Source organism: Clavibacter michiganensis, from assembly GCF_016907085.1.
GTDB lineage: Bacteria > Actinomycetota > Actinomycetes > Actinomycetales > Microbacteriaceae > Clavibacter > Clavibacter michiganensis_O.
In genome coordinates, this window is the sequence record NZ_JAFBBJ010000001.1 from 1061717 (window position 1) to 1078866 (window position 17150).

Annotated in this window: 16 protein-coding genes; 3 read left to right on the forward strand and 13 right to left on the reverse strand. The window is 70.0% G+C overall.

Features of this window, described 5'->3' with window-relative positions:
• Window positions 1-13 precede the first annotated feature (13 nt).
• Window positions 14-1513: an aldehyde dehydrogenase family protein gene (locus JOE38_RS04865; protein WP_204575118.1), complete on the reverse strand. Its 1500-nt coding sequence runs from the start codon at window positions 1511-1513 to the stop codon at window positions 14-16.
• Window positions 1510-3618: a choline BCCT transporter BetT gene (gene betT, locus JOE38_RS04870; protein WP_239544746.1), complete on the reverse strand. Its 2109-nt coding sequence runs from the start codon at window positions 3616-3618 to the stop codon at window positions 1510-1512. Before betT ends, JOE38_RS04865 begins: the two co-directional genes overlap by 4 nt.
• A 206-nt stretch (window positions 3619-3824) precedes the next feature.
• Between betT and JOE38_RS04875 the strand changes: the two genes are divergently transcribed.
• From JOE38_RS04875 to JOE38_RS04885, 3 genes are read left to right on the forward strand one after another with little or no spacing between them, the layout of a single operon-like run.
• Window positions 3825-4442, forward strand: a complete 618-nt coding sequence (locus tag JOE38_RS04875) for a hypothetical protein (RefSeq protein ID WP_204575120.1) — start codon at window positions 3825-3827, stop codon at window positions 4440-4442.
• Window positions 4439-5482, forward strand: a complete 1044-nt coding sequence (locus JOE38_RS04880; RefSeq protein ID WP_204575121.1) for a helix-turn-helix domain-containing protein — start codon at window positions 4439-4441, stop codon at window positions 5480-5482. Before JOE38_RS04875 ends, JOE38_RS04880 begins: the two co-directional genes overlap by 4 nt.
• A gap of 46 nt (window positions 5483-5528) precedes the next feature.
• A complete protein-coding gene (locus JOE38_RS04885; protein WP_204575122.1) occupies window positions 5529-6020 on the forward strand; it encodes a GNAT family N-acetyltransferase in 492 nt (163 codons plus the stop codon).
• A gap of 123 nt (window positions 6021-6143) precedes the next feature.
• Here the strand turns inward: JOE38_RS04885 and JOE38_RS04890 are convergent, their stop codons facing one another.
• From JOE38_RS04890 to JOE38_RS04940, 11 genes are all read right to left on the reverse strand, one after another.
• Window positions 6144-6752 (reverse strand): 4'-phosphopantetheinyl transferase family protein, encoded by a 609-nt coding sequence (locus JOE38_RS04890; RefSeq protein WP_204575123.1) that lies wholly within the window; start codon window positions 6750-6752, stop codon window positions 6144-6146.
• Between the two features lie 172 nt (window positions 6753-6924).
• On the reverse strand, window positions 6925-8148 hold the full coding sequence (locus tag JOE38_RS04895) for a beta-ketoacyl-[acyl-carrier-protein] synthase family protein (RefSeq protein ID WP_307838832.1): 1224 nt from the start codon (window positions 8146-8148) through the stop codon (window positions 6925-6927).
• 32 nt (window positions 8149-8180) lie between these two features.
• The gene (locus JOE38_RS04900; RefSeq protein ID WP_204575124.1) at window positions 8181-8417 is read right to left on the reverse strand and encodes a phosphopantetheine-binding protein; all 237 of its coding nucleotides are present in this window, start codon (window positions 8415-8417) and stop codon (window positions 8181-8183) included.
• A gap of 79 nt (window positions 8418-8496) precedes the next feature.
• A complete protein-coding gene (locus JOE38_RS04905) occupies window positions 8497-9294 on the reverse strand; it encodes an ABC transporter ATP-binding protein (RefSeq protein ID WP_239544747.1) in 798 nt (265 codons plus the stop codon).
• A gap of 47 nt (window positions 9295-9341) precedes the next feature.
• A complete protein-coding gene (locus tag JOE38_RS04910; protein ID WP_204575125.1) occupies window positions 9342-11723 on the reverse strand; it encodes an ABC transporter permease in 2382 nt (793 codons plus the stop codon).
• A gap of 15 nt (window positions 11724-11738) precedes the next feature.
• On the reverse strand, window positions 11739-12227 hold the full coding sequence (locus tag JOE38_RS04915) for a DUF6790 family protein (RefSeq protein ID WP_204575126.1): 489 nt from the start codon (window positions 12225-12227) through the stop codon (window positions 11739-11741).
• Window position 12228: 1 nt separating this feature from the next.
• The gene (locus tag JOE38_RS04920) at window positions 12229-13635 is read right to left on the reverse strand and encodes an MFS transporter (RefSeq protein WP_204575127.1); all 1407 of its coding nucleotides are present in this window, start codon (window positions 13633-13635) and stop codon (window positions 12229-12231) included.
• Complete coding sequence (locus JOE38_RS04925) at window positions 13632-14435, reverse strand: thioesterase II family protein (RefSeq protein WP_204575128.1); 804 nt, start codon at window positions 14433-14435, stop codon at window positions 13632-13634. Before JOE38_RS04925 ends, JOE38_RS04920 begins: the two co-directional genes overlap by 4 nt.
• Entirely contained in the window at window positions 14432-15361 is a 930-nt protein-coding gene (locus JOE38_RS04930; RefSeq protein ID WP_204575129.1) for a hypothetical protein, read from the reverse strand. Before JOE38_RS04930 ends, JOE38_RS04925 begins: the two co-directional genes overlap by 4 nt.
• A 121-nt stretch (window positions 15362-15482) precedes the next feature.
• Complete coding sequence (locus tag JOE38_RS04935; protein ID WP_204575130.1) at window positions 15483-16811, reverse strand: aspartate aminotransferase family protein; 1329 nt, start codon at window positions 16809-16811, stop codon at window positions 15483-15485.
• 80 nt (window positions 16812-16891) lie between these two features.
• Complete coding sequence (locus JOE38_RS04940) at window positions 16892-17149, reverse strand: acyl carrier protein (RefSeq protein WP_204575131.1); 258 nt, start codon at window positions 17147-17149, stop codon at window positions 16892-16894.
• Between the last annotated feature and the right edge of the window lies 1 nt (window position 17150).

Genomic DNA, 17150 nt, shown 5'->3' on the forward strand with positions numbered 1-17150 from the left:
CCCCTGCTGTCGCTCATCTCGCCCTGAACCATCCGGTCACCTGCGGACGCGTGTTCTGGTAGATGTGCTTGGCCTCCTGGTACTCGGCGAGGCCGGTCGGGCCGAGCTCGCGGCCGACGCCGGACTGGCCGAAGCCGCCCCACTCCGCCTGCGGCAGGTAGGGGTGGAAGTCGTTGATCCAGATGGTGCCGTGGCGGAGCGCCTGCGCGACGCGCTGCGCCTTCCCGGCGTCCTGGCTCCACACGGCGCCCGCGAGCCCGTAGTCGGTGTCGTTCGCGATGGCGACCGCCTCCTCCTCCGTGCGGAACTTCTCGACCGTGACCACCGGGCCGAAGGCCTCGTCGACCACCACGGACATGCCGCGCTCGACCCGGTCGAGGACGGTGGGCAGGTAGTAGTAGCCGGCCGCGAGGTCGCCCGTGCCGAACGCGCCGCCCGTGCGGAGGCGCGCGCCCTCGGCGACGCCCTTCTCGACGTACGCATGCACCTTGTCGCGGTGCGCGGCCGAGATGAGCGGGCCGGTCTCCGCGTCCGGGTCGAACGGGCCGCCGAGGCGGATCCCCTCGGCCCGGCGCACGAGCTCGTCGACGAAGCGCTCCGCGACGGACTCCTCCACCACGAGCCGCGCGCCCGCCGAGCAGACCTGGCCGGAGTGCACGAAGGCGGCGTTGAGGGCGTTGTCGACGGCGGCGTCGAAGTCGGCGTCGGCGAACACCACGTTGGGGTTCTTGCCGCCGAGCTCGAGCGCGACCTTCTTCACGGTCGCCGCCGCGGCCGCCGCGATGGTGCGGCCCGTGGCGAGGCCGCCCGTGAACGAGACCATGTCGACGTCGGGGTGGCTCGACAGCGGCGCGCCCGCGACGGCGCCCGCGCCGAGCACGAGGTTGGCGACGCCCGCGGGGAGCCCCACGTCGGCGAGCAGCCGCATCAAGAGGATCGAGGTGTGCGGCGTCAGCTCGCTGGGCTTCAGGACGAACGCGTTGCCCGCGGCGAGCGCCGGCGCGATCTTCCACGCGGCCTGCAGCAGCGGGTAGTTCCACGGCGCGATGAGGCCGCACACGCCGACGGGCTCGTGGACGATGCGGCTCACCACGTCGGGGTCGCCGGCGTCGACGACGCGCCCGGCGTCCTGGCCGGCGAGCTTCCCGAAGTACCGGAAGCAGGCGGCGATGTCGTCCATGTCGATCTCGCTCTCCACCAGGCGCTTGCCGGTGTCGAGCGTCTCGGCGCGGGCGAACTCCGCCTTCCGCTCGACCAGGCCGTCGGCCACGCGGAGGAGGAGGTCGCCGCGCTCGGGCGCGGGCGTGCGCGACCAGGCGCCGCCGTCGAACGCGGCGCGGGCGCTCGCGATCGCGCGCTCGACGTCGGCGGTGCCGGCCTCGGAGACGTGCCCGACGAGGGATCCGTCCGCGGGGCAGCGGATCTCGCGCGTCGCGCCGTCCGCGGCAGGCTGCCAGCCGCCGTCGATGAAGAGGGAGGCGGGTGCCTCGGTCGTGTGCTGATGCGTGGTCATGCGGTCCTCTCGGGCTGATCGTGGGCGACGACGACGGTGTTGCCCGGGTCGTCGCGGTTGAGGTGGAGGAACTCGAGGTGGGTCTCGTAGTGGTCGAGCACGTCGGCGATCACCTGCTCGCGCGTGTAGTCGAGCACGTCGTAGCCGCGGCTGCCCTCCAGCGAGAACACCTCCATGCGGAAGTAGTGCTCCTCGGATCCGGCGGCCGCGTGCGGCGCGTACGTGGGCGTCTCGTAGCGGACCGGCCGGATGGCGTACCGGAAGTCGCGCTCCTCGCCCATCGACACCTCGAGGTCGAGCTCGCGGATCCCGTGCTCGGAGTGCTCGCCCTCGACGAGGCGCACGGTCGCGCCCTGCACGATGAGCTCGTCGTGCACCTCGGTGAGCGCGGGCAGCGCCACCTCCTCGGTGAAGCGCTGGGCGCGATCGCGGTCGGGGTAGGTCATGGAGCGGGCGAGCCGCTGGCGCCAGCTGCGTCCGTGGCCGCCGTCGCCGGATCGGCCGGAGAGGAGGCCAGGGAGGCTCGACCGGTAGCTCTGGGCGAGGGATCCCTCCACCTTCAGGGCCTTGTAGAGCCCGAGCATGATGAGCAGCAGCACCACCGAGAACGGCAGGCCCATCACCACGGTCGCGCTCTGCAGGGTCGGCACGCCGCCCACCGCGAGCATCACGAGCGTGAGAGCGCCGGTGGCGACGGCCCAGAACAGGCGCAGCCACTTGGGTCCGTCGGTGTCGGCGTCGGGCAGGTGCGAGGTGAGGTTCGCCATCACGAGCGCGCCGGAGTCGGCGGAGGTCACGTAGAAGAGGAGTCCCGTGAAGGTCGCGACCGCGGCCGTGAGCGGCACGCCCGGGTACTCGGCGAGCAGCGAGTAGAACGCGCGCTCCGGGGTGTTCATCGCGACGTCGCCGAACGCGCTGTCGCCGCCCATGACGAGGTCGAGCGCGCTGTTCCCGAAGATCGAGATCCACAGCAGGATGAACGCGAACGGCACCACCATCGTGCCGATGACGAACTCGCGGATGGTGCGGCCGCGGGAGATGCGGGCGAGGAACAGGCCCACGAACGGCGCCCACGCGATCCACCAGGCCCAGAAGAACAGGGTCCAGCTGCTGAGCCAGGCGTCGGGGCGGTCGTAGGCGAAGGTCTCGAGGGTCATCGAGGGGAAGCGGCTGAGCACGTCGCCGACGTTCTGCACGATGGCGTCCATGAGGAAGCTCGTGCGGCCGGCGAAGAGCACGAAGAGCATGAGCGCGATGGAGCAGAGCACGTTGAGCTCCGACAGGCGCCGGATCCCCTTCTCCACCCCCGTGAGCACCGAGACGGCCGCCATGATCACCGACAGGGCGATGAGGCCCGCCTGCACGGCCAGGTCCTCGGGGATCCCGAACATGAAGTCCAAGCCGAAGTTCAGCTGGGCCACGCCGATGCCGAGCGTGGTCGCGATGCCGAAGATCGTGCCGAGGACGGCGGCGATGTCGACGAGGTGGCCGATCCAGCCGTGGATGCGCTTTCCGAAGATGGGGTGCAGGGCCGAGCGGATGCTCAGCGGCAGGTTGTGGCGGTAGGCGAAGTAGCCGAACGCCATGCCCATGAGCGCGTAGAGCGCCCACCCGGTGAGCCCGTAGTGGAAGAGCGTGAGCACCATGGCCTGCCGAGCGGCCTCGACGGTGGACCCGTCGCCGGTCGGCGGGGCGAGGTACTGGGTGACGGGCTCCGAGACGGAGAAGAACATCAGGTCGATGCCGATCCCCGCGGCGAACAGCATGGCCGACCAGGTGAAGTAGTTGAACGCGGGCCGGGAGTCGTCGGGCCCGAGGCGGGTGCGGCCGGCCCGGGAGGCCGCGACGACGACCACGAAGCCGACCACCAGCGTGACGACGGCGATGTAGTACCAGCCGAAGGTCTCGGACACCCACGCGACGGCCGCGCCGATCGCGTCGGCCGCGGCGGTCGGGGCGAGGGAGGCCCAGGCGACGATGGCGATGATGCCGAGGGCGGACCCGAGGAACACGGGCCGGTTGAGGCGGGGGCGGCCGGGCGGTGCGCCGTCGACGACGGGGGCCGTGCCGACGGGGGCTGAGCTGTCGGGGGCGGAAGCGGGCATGGGTGGGCGAGTACTCATCGCGTCCTTCGCTGGGAGGGGAATGAGGCTTCGGTCGACACCCGGGGTCTCACGGACCACACCGGGTTGCGCGACCACCCTAGCGAGGGGCCCTCCCCCGGCCGCAAGCCGGATCCGGGCCGCGATAGGGTCCGCGCGCGCGGGCGCACGGCCGCACTCCAGATCGAGGCGGTGGTATATTTTCCGGCATGAACCCCGCCTCTGTCCCCGATCGCGATCGTGTGCTCGCGGATCTCGGCGACCCGTTCGTGCAGTCCTTCATCGCCGCGGTCGACGGCGCTCGAGATGACTTCGCCGAGTTCCGGGCCTGGCAGCCCGGCTGGTTCCCCGGCTTCACCGCACGCTTCACGGCGGACTTCCTCCACGAGCGCATCTGGGCGCGGCTGATCCGCGAGGTCGACGGGATGGAGGGGATCACCATCCGTGACCGCGAGCCCGTCCGCGAGCTCCGCAGCGGGACCATGTACCTCCTCCGCATCAAGCGCCATCATCTCGACGACCGGATCTCCGCCTACCCCACCGAGGCCTCGCGGGCGTTCTGGGGCGGCACGACCCTGACGCTCGAGGGCCTGGAGTCCGTGCCCCTCGCCCTCGGCTACTACTGGGACGCCGAGATGCGGTCCGTGGGCGACGCGGTGCTGTCCTACCGCGACGGCACGGACTCCCCCGTCTGGGCGGTCCGTCTCCGACGCGAGGCCGCATCGTCTCGCGGCTTCGCCTGGGAGCCGGTCTCCCCCGAGATGCCGGAGCTCGACCTGCGCAGCGTCCTCGACGACGACACCGCCGCGGACGGGACCGCATCGTGAGCCGCGACGTCGGCGACGTGCTCCTCGTCCTCCGGCGTGCGGCGGGGATCACCCAGGAGGAGCTCGCGAGCGACCTCGGGATCACGCAGGCCGCGCTCTCACGGTACGAGAACGGCCTGCGGGATCCCGACCACGCGATGACGGAGAGGCTCAGCGCCGCCCTCGGGGTGACGGCGGAGTTCCTGCGCCACGAGTTCCGCATGCACGGCGCCATCGCCGCCGACGCCCACATGCGCCGGCAGAAGACCGCGAAGCCGTCGGACTGGAAGCGCGTCGAGGCGCGGTTGAACGCGGCGCGCATGCAGACGACCTACCTGCTCGAGCGGGTCCCGCTGCGGCCGCAGAACCACGTCATCCACGTCGACCCCGATGATCGCTCACCGTATGAGGCCGCCGCGATGCTGCGTGCAGCATGGCGCATGCCCCTCGGCCCCGTCCGGGACCTGACGCGGTGGATCGAGTCGGCCGGCGTCATCGTGCTGGACGAGGACCTCGGCACGCACCGCATCGACGGCATGTCCCAGTGGGCCGGCGACCACGCCGTCATCATCCTCAACTCGGCGGCCCCGACGGATCGTCGTCGGCTCACGCTCGCGCACGAGCTCGGGCACCTCGTGATGCACGCGTCGCACGTCGATCCCGACGCGGAGGCGCAGGCTGACGAGTTCGCGGCGGAGTTCCTGATGCCGGAGACGATGATCCGACCGGAGCTGACGAACCTGACGCTGGGCAAGCTCGCCGATCTCAAGGCCGAGTGGGGCGTGTCGATGCAGGCGGTCGTCGAACGCGCTCATCGACTCGGACGCACGAGCCCCGAGGAGCGGACCCGCTTCTACCGGCAGCTCAGCAGCCGCGGATGGAAGACCCGCGAGCCGGGCAGCGACGAGCTCCCGCCGGAGATCCCGCGGCTCGCGCCGTCCATCGGCCGCCGGCTCCACGAGTCGGAGCTCACGCGCCCGGAGGTCATGAAGCTCCTCGGCGCACGCGAGGGCGCGGACAACCCCTTCGATCCGCCGAAGCGGGTGCTGCGGGCCGTGTGACGGCGGCGACGCGACCATCGCGGTCACGCGCCCGTATCGTGGCCGCATGACCGCGCCCGTGACCGTCCGCCCCGCCGTGCCCGCCGACGCCGACGGGATCGCCGAGGTCCACATCCGCGCCTGGCAGGAGACGTACGCGCACCTGCTCCCGGCCGCGTACCTCGAGGGGCTCGACGTCACAGCGAGGGCCGAGCAGTGGCGGGGCTCGCTGGGCGGCTCCACCGGGGCTCCGGTCTTCGTCGCCCTCGACGGCGACCGCATCGTCGGCTTCGCCCTCGCCGGACCGGCGCGCGACGAGGATCCGCCCCGCCCCTTCCAGCTCCACGCGATCAACATGGTCTCCGCCGCCCACGGCACCGGCGCCGGCCAGGCCCTGTTCGACGCGGCCGTCGGCGACTCCCCCGCCTACCTCTGGGCCGCCGACGACAACCCGCGCGCGGCGGCGTTCTACCGGAGGAACGGGTTCGTACGGGACGGCGGGGTGGAGCGGCAGACGTACCAGGGCGCGGAGATGGTCACGGTGCGGATGGTGCGCTGACCGGGATCGGGACGATGCCGGGCAGGAGGACGGCATCGCGTCCGTCGTCGTCCCCCGCGACGATGCGCGGGGCCCGGGCGCCGGCCGGCGCGAGCGGGGTGGCCGAGGACCCGCGGCCGCACCTCAGACCGGCGTCGGCACCGGGACGAGAGCGGTCTGGCGCCACAGGAGAGGTGCCGGATCGCCGTCCGTCCCGAGTACGGGCTCGAGCAGACGCACCCGCAGGTCACGGAGGAGCCCGCGGTCCGACGCGTCGCCGACGCTCACGCTGATCACCGCGTCCACCCCCTCCACCCCGAAGGACACGAGATCGGACTCGGCGAGGGTGTCGATCGACCGCAGCGGCGCGGTCAATCCCCGCCCGCATCGCTTGACGACCGCCTCCTTGCGGCTCCACAGCCACGCGAGATCGTCGAGACGCCTCAGCCGCTCACCCAGCGCGCGCTCCCCCTCCGCCGCGATGCGCTCGAACAGCGCGCCGTCGAAGGGGACACGCGATTGCACGTCGACGCCGACGGGCCCGGACGCGACCGCGCAGACGCACGCCTGCCTGTCATGGGAGAGGTTGAACTCGAAACCGGCGGCACCCGGCAGGCGGGGCTTGCCGTACCGGCCGCGCTCGACGGCGGGCATCGCGGACGTCCCGTTCCGCTCCTCCCACATCCGCTGCAGCAGCGCGAAGGCCAGCGCGCTCGCACGCCGGTCGTCCTCGCGGTGATGCGCGTCGCACATCTCGCGACGCTCGGGAGGCAGTCCGGCGCGCAGCCGCTGGAACGTCGCGTCAGTGAGGTCGTCGGGTCGCGCGAGGACGAGGTCGCACGGCGTCGCCACGCCGATCGCCGGGAGGGGCCCCCGGCGGCCGGCATCCCCCGATGAGCGCTCGTGATCGGACCACGACAACGCGTCAGTTCCCGGCGCGGTCGATGACGAGGGAGACGTTGTGGCCGCCGAACCCGAGCGAGAGCGACACGGCACGGGTGATCGCCACGCGCCGCGCGGAACCGCGGACGACGTCGACCCGCATCTCCTCGCTCAGCTCGTCGGTCCCGGCCGTCGCCGGGACCGCTCCGGATGCGAGGGCGAGCGCGCTCGCGATCACCTCCGTCACCCCCGCGGCACCGAGCATGTGGCCGGTCATCGACTTCGTCGACGTGACCAGCGTCTGCTCGCCCAGCACGCGTTCGATGACCGCGGCCTCGATCCGGTCGTTCAGGACGGTCCCGGTGCCGTGGGCGTTGACGTGCAGGGGCGCGTCATCCACCGGCCCGTCCTCGCCATCGGCTTCGGCGAGCGAGTCGGTGATGGCGCGCGCCATAGCGGCGCCGTCTCCCGCCGGTGCGGTGATGTGCGACGCATCGCTCGTGATGCCGTACCCGCTCACCACGCCGTAGATGCGCGCACCCCGCGCCAACGCGTGCGACTCGCGCTCGAGCACCACGGCCGCCCCTCCCTCTCCCATGACGAAGCCGCCGCGCTCCTTGTCGAACGGGATGCTCGCGCGATCGACGTCGCTCGACGTGCTCAGCGCCCGCAGCGACTGGAATCCGGACATGACGAGTCGCTGCGTGACGGCTTCGGCGCCCCCGCAGACGACCGCGTCGGCATACCCGTGGCGGATGGCGCGGAGGCCCTCTCCGATGCTCACGGCGCTCGAGGCGCACGCGGCGTTGTGCGACACCGAACCACCACGAGCGCCCACGTCGATCGAGACCAGCCCGGCGATCATGTTCGGGATCCACTTCGGTATCAGCATCGGCGACACCTTGCGTGGGCCGCTCTGCCGGAGCACGTCGTGTTCGCGGAGGGCCGTCTCGACGCCGCCCAGACCGCTGCACATGTTGACGGCGAGCCGGTAGGGGTCGATCCCCCCGGACAGTCCCGCGTGCGCGACGGCCTCGCGTGCCGCGACCAGACCGTAGACGCTGTGCGGGTCGAGGCGCCGCAGCTCCTGCGGCGCGAAGTGGGCTGCGGCGTCGAGCCCGCGCACCGGTGCGTAGACCCCGACGGCCATGTCCCGGGTGTCGAAGTGGTCGATCGGGACGATGCCGTGCCGTCCCGCGAAGAGGCTCTCCTGGAAGTCGGCGAGCGTGGAACCGAGCGGGCTCACGACGCCCATACCGGTGATCACCGCGCGTTCCGGGGGTCGCGGAGCGGAGCGCACTAGGCCGACGCCTCCTCTGCGGCGTCCTGCACCGCCTCGAAGAGATCCTGGACCGTCTTGACGTCCTCGGTCAGCTCGACAGCGGTCCCTCCGATGCGGTCCTCGATCTTCATCGAGAACTCGAAGATGCTGACCGAGTCGACGCCGATGTCCCTCAGACCGTCCTGCATCTCGATCTCGTCGGCTGGCTTCGAGCTGTACTCGGCGAGTGCCTCAGCGAATTCCGCTGCGTTCATGATGAGCTCCTTGGTGTTCGGGGGTCGGGAGGATCGGGCCGGCCGGGCACCGCGCACGCGCGCGCGCGCAGCCCCGGGCCTAGAAGTCGTGCGCGCGCAGCCAGGTGAGGAGCTCGTCCTCGCGGCGTCCGGCGTCGGCCGGCTGCCAGGCGCCCAGGTCCCGCTCATCGACGATGAGGCCGTCGCGCAGGTACACGACCCGGTCGGCGCGCGCCGCGCACGCGGGATCGTGGGTCACCATCATCACCGTGGTGCCATCGCGATGGACGTCGGTCAGGGCGTCCATCACCTCCTGGGTCATGCTGCTGTTCAGGGATCCCGTGGGCTCGTCGGCGAAGACGACGGAGGGTCGCGTCGCGAGAGCACGGCAGATGGACGCGCGCTGGAGCTGCCCTCCGGAGACCTGGGTGATGCCGTGCTCCGCCACGTGCGCGATGCCGAACCGCTCGAGCATCGCGTCCACCCGGGCCTCGACCTCGACGCGGCCCTTGGGCTGCGCCTTGAGCGCGGCGAGGAGGATGTTGTCGCGCACGTTGAAGTTCGACAGGAAGTACGCCTGCTGGAAGATGAAGCCCATCCTCGTGAGCCGCGTGTGGCTCATCTCCCGATCGCTGAGGTCGGTCAGGTCGACGTCGCCCAGCCGGACGCTCCCCTTCGTCGGCCGGTCCATCCCGCTGATGCAGTAGAGCAGCGTCGACTTGCCGGAGCCCGACGCGCCCATCACGGCGAGGAACTCCCCCTGGCGGACGGTGAGGTCGATGCCGTTCAGCACCTTCGTGGGCGGCTCCGTGGACCGGTAGGACTTCTCCAGCGCCACCGTCGTGAGGGCGTTCGTGAGGGGCCGGGACATGGTCGAGGAGGCGTCGGGGAGTGTCAACGGTGATCCATTCTGTGATTCGTGGTTCGCGGGACGGGCTGAGGACGTCATGAGCGCAGCCACGCGCTCGTGTCGCCGCGACGGAGCCGGGATGACACGACGATGGCGCTGACCGCGCCCACGCCGATGAGCAACGCCGGATAGGCGACGTAGACCAGCAGCGGGTTCGGGATGAACACCAGGCTCGAGATGCCGAGACCGGCGAGCGAGATGGCCGCGCCGACCAGGGCCTGGCCCAGGGTCGCGGCGATGACCACGCCGAGGACCGTCCCCGTCACGATGGTGAGGACCGCCTTGAACCGCAGCTGCGCCGCGAGGTCCGAGCCGGAGAATCCGAGCGCGGAGAGGATGCCGGAGCGCCTCCTCTCGCGGGAGACCCGCATGGTGAGGTTGAGGCTCGTGATGAGCGCGACGATCCCGACCGCGAAGATCGTCGCGAGGACCGCCGCGTTGAACAGGGCGTCCGTCACGTAGCTGAGGGTCTGCGTGACGTACTCGGCCATCGGCACCACGGTCGCGGTGGGGAAGCGCTCCCGGTAGTCGCTGGCGATGGCGGCGGGGTCCTGTCCCGTCGCGGTGGCGGCGTAGTAGACGTAGCCGGTGACGGCCCCCGTCGCCGTGCCGGACATCTTGGCGGTCTTGCCGCCGCTCGTGATGTCCTGGTACACCCCGCCGACGGTCAGGGCGGCATCGCTCCCGTCACGGCGGATGGTGAACGGGTCTCCCACGTCGACCCCGAACTGCTCGGCGTTCAGCACCGACAGCGCGATCTCCCCCGTCGCCGGCGGCCCACCGCGCAGGTACTGGATGGTGTCTCCGCCGTAGTCGCCCACTTCGACGCGCATCGACTCCCATCCCTCCTCTCCCTCCGTCTCGACCAGCTCGTTCGCGAAGGTCTGGACGCGGGCGACGCGGGGATCGGCCGCGAGGGCGGTGTCCGTCTCCTCCCGCACCTGCTCGAGGTCGTCGGAGAACTGCAGGTCCATGCGCAGATCGCTCTCGGGCGCCCCCATGTACGTGACGAACTTCGGGCTCTGGAACGTGGTCAGCAGGTTCGTCGGCAGCGTGATGAGGATCCCGGCCAGCAGGAAGACGAGCGGGAGGAGCACCCACTGGCCGGCTTCGTTGCGGAGGTCCGCGAGCGACATCCGGCGGCCGATGTCCCCGCCGCGGTACGAGGCGAACGCGGAACGGCTGACGCGGCGGGCGAGCCGCTTCGCCCGACGCGCCGTCTGACGCTCGTCGAGGACGGACCCGTGCACCAGAGCGCTGACCACCTCGATGCGGTTCACCGCACGCAGGAGGTGCCGGCTGATGGCGACCACGACGACGAACACGACCACGAGCGCGACGAGGGGGGCCACGACGGTGAGCGCCGTCACCGGGGCGGTCGAGTAGCTCGCTCGCATGCCGCTCGTGAGCGCCTGCGACGCGGGGATCGCCAACGCGCCTCCCAGTACGCACGCGATGAGGGTCATCGCGCTGTACTTCGACAGGTAGAGGCCCGATATCGTCTTGTCCGGCAGGCCGATGGCCTTCATCGCGCCGATCTGCTGCACGTCGTCCTGCAGGCTCCCGCGGATGACGAAGCGGACGTTGAGCAGGGCGATGGCGATGAGCAGGAAGCTGACGAACATCAGGGCGATCGCGACCAGGCCGTCGCTGATGGCGTTGATGATGCGGATCATGTCGCCCGTGACGGCCTGACCGTTCTTCGGCATCGCCGGGTCCGACTCGTACGCGGTCTGGAACGCGTTCGCCTGCGACGGATCCGAGAGCAGGTACTCGACGATGATCTCGGGGCTGCCGCCGCTCGAGCGGAGGCGCTGGAAGTCGGAGTCGGACACCAGGAAGCGCGTCGCCGACGAGAGCGACGACGCCATCTGCGCGTCGCGCACGAAACCCGCGATGGCGAACTCCTCGATGCCGGAGCCGGTCCGGATGCGGAGCTCATCGCCCTCCTGCAGGCCGAAGCTCCGCTGGTAGGCGACCGGGACGAAGATCGAGCCGTCCGGCGGCGTGACGATCGCGCTGTCGGCGTCGAGGAGGAAGTCGAACTCGGTGTTCTGCGTGACGAAGAGGTTGTCGATGAGGCTCTCGGCCAGGGTGCCGGATTCCGTCGTCCCGGGGCGCGACCAGGCGATCGCGGCGCTGTCGTAGCCGACCATGTCCTCGATCAGCCAGGACTCGATCTCCGGGTGCGCGGTGGCGAAGGCGTCCAGCGCGGCGGGGTCGTAGTCGCCCTTGTGCATCTGCAGGAAATGCGGCGGCTTCGCCTGCGCGAACAGCGCGTCCACCGAGCCCACGGTGCGTTCCATGACCATCGCGCCGGTGGCCATGAGGAAGGCGCTGAGGATGAGGACCACGAGCAGGGAGGCGTTGACGCCGCGATTCTTTCGCAGGTCGTTGAGCAGGTAGGTGAATGTCATGTGGTGCGGCGCCTCCTACGACAGGACCCAGATACCGGGGATTTGGAGCGACATCCAGGTGAGCACCAGGTGGTACACGATGTCGAGGACGATGTTGAAGAGCTCGCCCTTGGCGACGGTCCGCGTCTTCCGATAATGGCGGATGATCTCCTGCGAGTGGGTCCACAGCCCGCTCAGGCCGTAGATGTACAGGGTGACGAGGACCCCGACCCAGAAGTTCCCCTGGAACCAGATGGCCAGGACGCCCATCACCCCCAGACCGAGCTGGGCGAAGCCGTACTTCACCTGGAACGGGCCGCTCGGCCAGCCCAGGCTGGCCGCGGTGCGCTCCGGGAACAGCACGTTGATGATGAAACCCAGCACCGCGATGAGGCCGTGGGAGACGGCGAACTGGTGCAGCAGCAGCACCCGCATCCATTCGACGAAGTCAGCCCGGAAGCCCCCGATCGCCAGCTGGATCAGCGCCGTGACGAGCCCGGCGCCGATGATTCCTACGATCCACATGTCAGGTCCGTTTCCGCGCGGAACGCGCTGTGAGCGTGGCTTGCATCTCTCGCACGCTCTTCATGAACGGGAGCAGCAGTGCGATGAGCAGCAGCAGCACCCCCACGATCATGAGCATGAGGCCGATGCCCCGGGACTCACCCGTGCCGATGAGCGAGCCCACCGTGCCGGCGAGCCCTCCCCGGTCGGTGAGCAGGGGGTTGAAGACGAGGTCGGCGAGCGGACCCGAGACGGCGTACGCGACGATGTACCCGAATTGGGACACGAATCCCATCAGCCCCCAGATCCTTCCCTGGATCTCGTTGGGTATGGAGGTGCGCACGAGGACCTCGACGCTGGTGTTGAGCGGCGGCAGGGTCGCGAAGAAGAGGAACGCGAAGACGCCGATGAGGGGCACCACCGGCGTCGTGCCCATGAAGAAGACGGTGACGCCGGCGGCCGCGAGCGCCCAGGAGAGATAGGCCCGGTGATCGGTGCCCATGTCGAACACGCCGATGACGAGGCTGGCGATCACCATCCCCACGGCCGCCGCGGATCGCACCACGCCGAGGGTCGTCTCGTTCGACAGGTCGAGCAGCATCGGCGTGAGCAGCGTCTGCAGGAAGCCCATGCAGAACGTGATCAGGGTGATGAGCAGCATGAGCAGCAGCAGGCCGCGATTCTGCAGGAAGTAGACGAGACCGAACCGCAGGTCGACCCAGAACCCGCTCGTGGAGACGGGGGTGCGGCTCCCGATGGCGCGCCACACGAGGAGCATGCTCAGGATCGTGAACGCCATCGTGCTGATGTCGACCATCACGACGAGGCGGATGCCGAAGGACGCCATGAGGACACCCGCGATCGCAGGCGCGATCAGGTACTGGGACGCGCTCGCCAACTGCACGAGGCCGCTCGCCCGTGCGTACTGCTCGGGGGTCAGGAGATCGGTGATCGTGGCGCGGTAGGCCGGGTCCATCACCGACGTGAAGACGGAGCTGAACGCCACGGCGGCGCAGATGAGCGGGACGCTGTCCGTTCCGGTGTGGAAGAGCACGAGGAGCGCCACGAGGCCGACCGCGGAGGCGGAGTCCCCGAAGATCATCAGGAGGCGCCGGTCGAAGCGATCCGCCAGCACGCCGCCCAGCGGCGCGAGGAGGATGCCGGGCAGGAAGGCCGCCACCGTGACGAGCGCGACCGAGGTGCTGAGGCCCGTCTGCTGGTACACGTGGACCCCGAGGCCGAACGCCGTGAGGCCGTTGCCGATCCGCGCGACGAGCTGCGCCGCCCAGATGAGCAGGAAGATCCGGAAGCGACCCGCCTCCGACCCGTGGCCCGGCGGCGGGGAGTCCGCCCCGTGGGGGTCGATCGGGTCCGCCTCGTCGCCGGCGGGTGAGGGCGCGCTCGCCCGGGGTTCGGTGTGGGGGGTCATCCTCGCCCCCGCTGCCCGTCGACGGCGACGGCGACGGGAGCGTCGGCGTCGCGCACGTCGGCGAGGATCCGGTCGAGCGGCTCCAGCGCGTGCCGCACGAACATGTGCCCCTCGCCGGCGAGCACCTGCGTGCGCAGCGGGGACGTCAGATGGCGCTGCCACGCGTCGGACGTCCCGCTCGGCGTGTGGGGGTCGAGCTCGCCGAGGATCAGGCGGGTGCGCACGTCCAGGGGCTCGACGGGACGGCCACGTGCGTCGTCGAGCACGCCGTAGTCCGATCGGAAGGCGGGGAGGAACAGCTCGAGCAGGGACGGCTCCGCCGCGATCAGCGCGGGGATCGCGTCGATGGCGATGAGGCGCTCGATCAACTCGGCATCCCGTGACCGCGACCAGCTCTGGGCCGGCACGTCCCCCGGGGCGGACACCGCGGAGAGCACGAGGTCCACCGGCACGAGCGCGGGAGCGAGGCGGTCGGAGCGCACCAGGGCGCTGATCACGTGATAGGCGACGATGCCGCCCATGCTGTGACCGAAGAAGACCGCCCCCGGCCGCAGCACGCGCACGAACTCCTCGATGTAGCGCGCGACCAGGTCCGCGAGGTGATCGATCGGAGCCTCCCGCGAGGGACCGTGACCGGGGGGATTGACGGTCCAGATGTCCCACCCGTCGCGGAGGCTGCGCACTAGCGGGTTGAACGAGGCGCCGAAGCCGCCGAGGAACGGGAACAGGAACAGCTGGCGGCCGGCGACGTCGGGTCGCACGTGCCAGAGGACGGGGCTCTTCGTCGTGCCGTCCCTCACCGGACCGAGCCGTCCGGATCCGCGTCCGTCGACCCCGAGCCGGACGACGGCGGAGCGGCCGCCGCGCCGACGCCCGCCAGCTCGGCGCCCTCGCGGCTGCGGTCGCCCTTGCCTTCGAACAGGACGCCGTTCTGGACGGTGTAGTCGCGCTCGAGGTACTCCGGGAAGGTGAACGGCGCATCGAGCTCACGGCGGCTCTGGCGCCGCAGCACGAACCACAGCACGAGGACCAGCATGCTGAAGAGCGCCAGCTGCACGAGCTGCGTGGGCGTGTTGAAGTAGTAGAGGTCGAGCCAGCTGCCCGATGCGGACACCCAGAACGGGAGCAGGAAGAACAGCACGTTCCCCTTGCCCTTGCTGATGAGCATGCTCATGCCGATGGACAGCACGCAGAGCTGGGCCACGTAGATGGGCCACGCGGTCGCCAGCTCGAAGGAGGAGAACAGGTTGCCGGGAGCGACGAAGACGCCGATGCCGACGCCCGTCGCGATGCCCGACAGCACGTGGCTCCCGGTGACCCGGTTCATGAACGGCATGAAGAAGCCGTACCAGCCCACGGTGATGGCCAGCATCCCGACCTCGCCGATGAACATCGACAAGAAGGTGAGCACCATGTCGACCGGCGCGAGCGGCTCGGGCGGCATCGAGATGCCGAACAGCATGCCGATGTACCGCACCCCGAATATGTACGCCACCATGATGCCCATGAGCGCCGCGAGCCACGGCAGGTCGCTCCGACGGGGCACGAGCGTCCGGAGGAAGTTCGCGACGCCGCGCGGGCCGTCGTAGAGCGCGAATATGGCCAGCGCCGCGATCGCCGGGCTGTGGAGGATCACGATCACGACGGGGTTCGTCAGCGCGAGCTCCCCGAAGACGCTCACCGCGAAGTCGTAGTCGACGAGGAACAGGAGGGTGAGTCCCCACACGGAGCCGATGGATACGGCGAGGAAGAGGATCAGGTACCTCGTGTACGGCGCGCCACGACGCGCCGACCCCGTGGTGGGCCCAATCGATGCTGTGCTGGCGTTCATCGTTTTCCGTAGCCCTTCAGTAGATTTCGTCGATCATGTGCTTCGCCTCGGTGAGGGCGTCTCGGACACGGCTCCCGAAGAAGTCGAGATCCCCGTCGCTGAGCTGCACGTTCGGGTAGATGCGGGAGACGCTCGAGATGAGCACGCCGTGCCGCTGGAGGGAGGTCGCGACGATGATGTCCTTGCTCATGACCTCGAAGCTGTAATCACCGGGAGCGGCCAGCGGCGCGTCCGCGCAATGGAACGACGAGACGCCGGCAGGGCCCTGCACGACCAGGGGGAGCCCGACCCGCGTCGCCTCCTCCACGAGCATGTCCTGCAACGAGGTGATGCGCCGGTGCATGTCGACCGTGGCGGACTCGTCGTCTCGCGAGAGGATGTCGAACGTCGCCTTCACCGCGGCCATGCCCAGCGGATACCCGTTGTAGGTGCCGGCGTGGATCACCGACTTGTTCTCGAGGAGCCGCATGATCTCGCGGGAACCGACGAGAGCCGACACGGGCACGCCACCGCCGCCGATGGCCTTGCCGAACGTCGCGAGATCCGGTGTGACGCCGAGGCGCTTCTGGGCCCCGCCGACGCCGAGGCGCATCCCGGTGATCATCTCGTCGAAGACCAGCACGACGCCGTGCTGGGTGCACAGCTCCCGCAGGCGCTCGAGGTAGCCGGGAGCCGCGACCACCGAGCCGCCGTTCACGGCCACCGGCTCCGTGAGGACGCAGGCCAGCGTCCCGCCGTGCTCCGCGAAGAACTCCTCGAGGCGCGCGAAGTCGTTCCAGGGGACCATGAAGGACTGGTCCGCCATGATGTCGTCCGCCCGGCCCGCGGTTCCCTTGTAGTCGCCGCGGAAATCGACGGGCGCCGGGACCCTCCGGTCGACGACCCGTCCTCCCATGACGTTGTCCGCGTTGCCGTGGTAGTGGTTCTCGAAACGCAGGAACCTGTTCCGACCGGTGTACGCGCGAGCCAGACGGAGCGCGGTCTGGACGATCTCGGTGCCGGAGAGCCCGAAGCGGATCATCTCCGCGCTCGGGATGTGCGCGCTCATGCTCTCGAGGGCCTCGGCGTCGAAGTCGCAGTGGCTCACGCAGAGCACCCGGCGCATGGCGTCGTCGAGGGCGTCGAGGTACTCCTCGTTGGCGTGCCCGAGGATCATGGCGCCGAAGCGGGCGTAGAGGTCGAGGTACTCCTTTCCGTCCATGTCGACGAGCCGGCTCCCCTTGCCGCTGACGAAGTGCAGCGGCACCTCCTCCCACGGCATGTTGAAGTTGTAGTGCACGCCACCCGGCAGGATCTTCTTGACCCGGTCGTGATAGGCGAGGTTCGCTGATTGCGTGATCGTCATTCCAGAGTGCCTCTCTGCTGCATGAGGGTCGGTTCAGTCATTGCGCGCACCACGGGCGTCGACCACGACGACGAGCCCGTCTAATAGGACGACTCGAGATCCTCGGCCTCCTCGGCCAGATGCTCGGCGATGTCGTCGATGGTCTTGAACTCGAATATCACGACGGGATTGATGTCGAGGTCGATCCGCTTGCGCAGCCGGTTCACCACCTTCAACGCCTGCACCGACGAGATGCCCAATCGCATGAAGCTGGCCTGGTCGTCGATCTGCTCGATCGGCATCCCCAACTCGATCGCTATCTCCTCGGTAAGTATATGCTTTATGTCGTTCTTGTCCATA

What these genes read in the sequence shown, in the direction of transcription:
- JOE38_RS04935 (WP_204575130.1), bottom strand. Translation starts at nt 16,811, where the DNA reads ATGACGATCACGCAATCAGCGAACCTCGCCTATCACGACCGGGTCAAG.
- JOE38_RS04875 (WP_204575120.1), top strand. Translation starts at nt 3,825, where the DNA reads ATGAACCCCGCCTCTGTCCCCGATCGCGATCGTGTGCTCGCGGATCTC.
- JOE38_RS04915 (WP_204575126.1), bottom strand. Translation starts at nt 12,227, where the DNA reads ATGTGGATCGTAGGAATCATCGGCGCCGGGCTCGTCACGGCGCTGATC.
- JOE38_RS04885 (WP_204575122.1), top strand. Translation starts at nt 5,529, where the DNA reads ATGACCGCGCCCGTGACCGTCCGCCCCGCCGTGCCCGCCGACGCCGAC.
- JOE38_RS04865 (WP_204575118.1), bottom strand. Translation starts at nt 1,513, where the DNA reads ATGACCACGCATCAGCACACGACCGAGGCACCCGCCTCCCTCTTCATC.
- JOE38_RS04920 (WP_204575127.1), bottom strand. Translation starts at nt 13,635, where the DNA reads ATGACCCCCCACACCGAACCCCGGGCGAGCGCGCCCTCACCCGCCGGC.
- betT (WP_239544746.1), bottom strand. Translation starts at nt 3,618, where the DNA reads ATGCCCGCTTCCGCCCCCGACAGCTCAGCCCCCGTCGGCACGGCCCCC.
- JOE38_RS04910 (WP_204575125.1), bottom strand. Translation starts at nt 11,723, where the DNA reads ATGACATTCACCTACCTGCTCAACGACCTGCGAAAGAATCGCGGCGTC.
- JOE38_RS04940 (WP_204575131.1), bottom strand. Translation starts at nt 17,149, where the DNA reads ATGGACAAGAACGACATAAAGCATATACTTACCGAGGAGATAGCGATC.
- JOE38_RS04900 (WP_204575124.1), bottom strand. Translation starts at nt 8,417, where the DNA reads ATGAACGCAGCGGAATTCGCTGAGGCACTCGCCGAGTACAGCTCGAAG.
- JOE38_RS04890 (WP_204575123.1), bottom strand. Translation starts at nt 6,752, where the DNA reads ATGTGCGACGCGCATCACCGCGAGGACGACCGGCGTGCGAGCGCGCTG.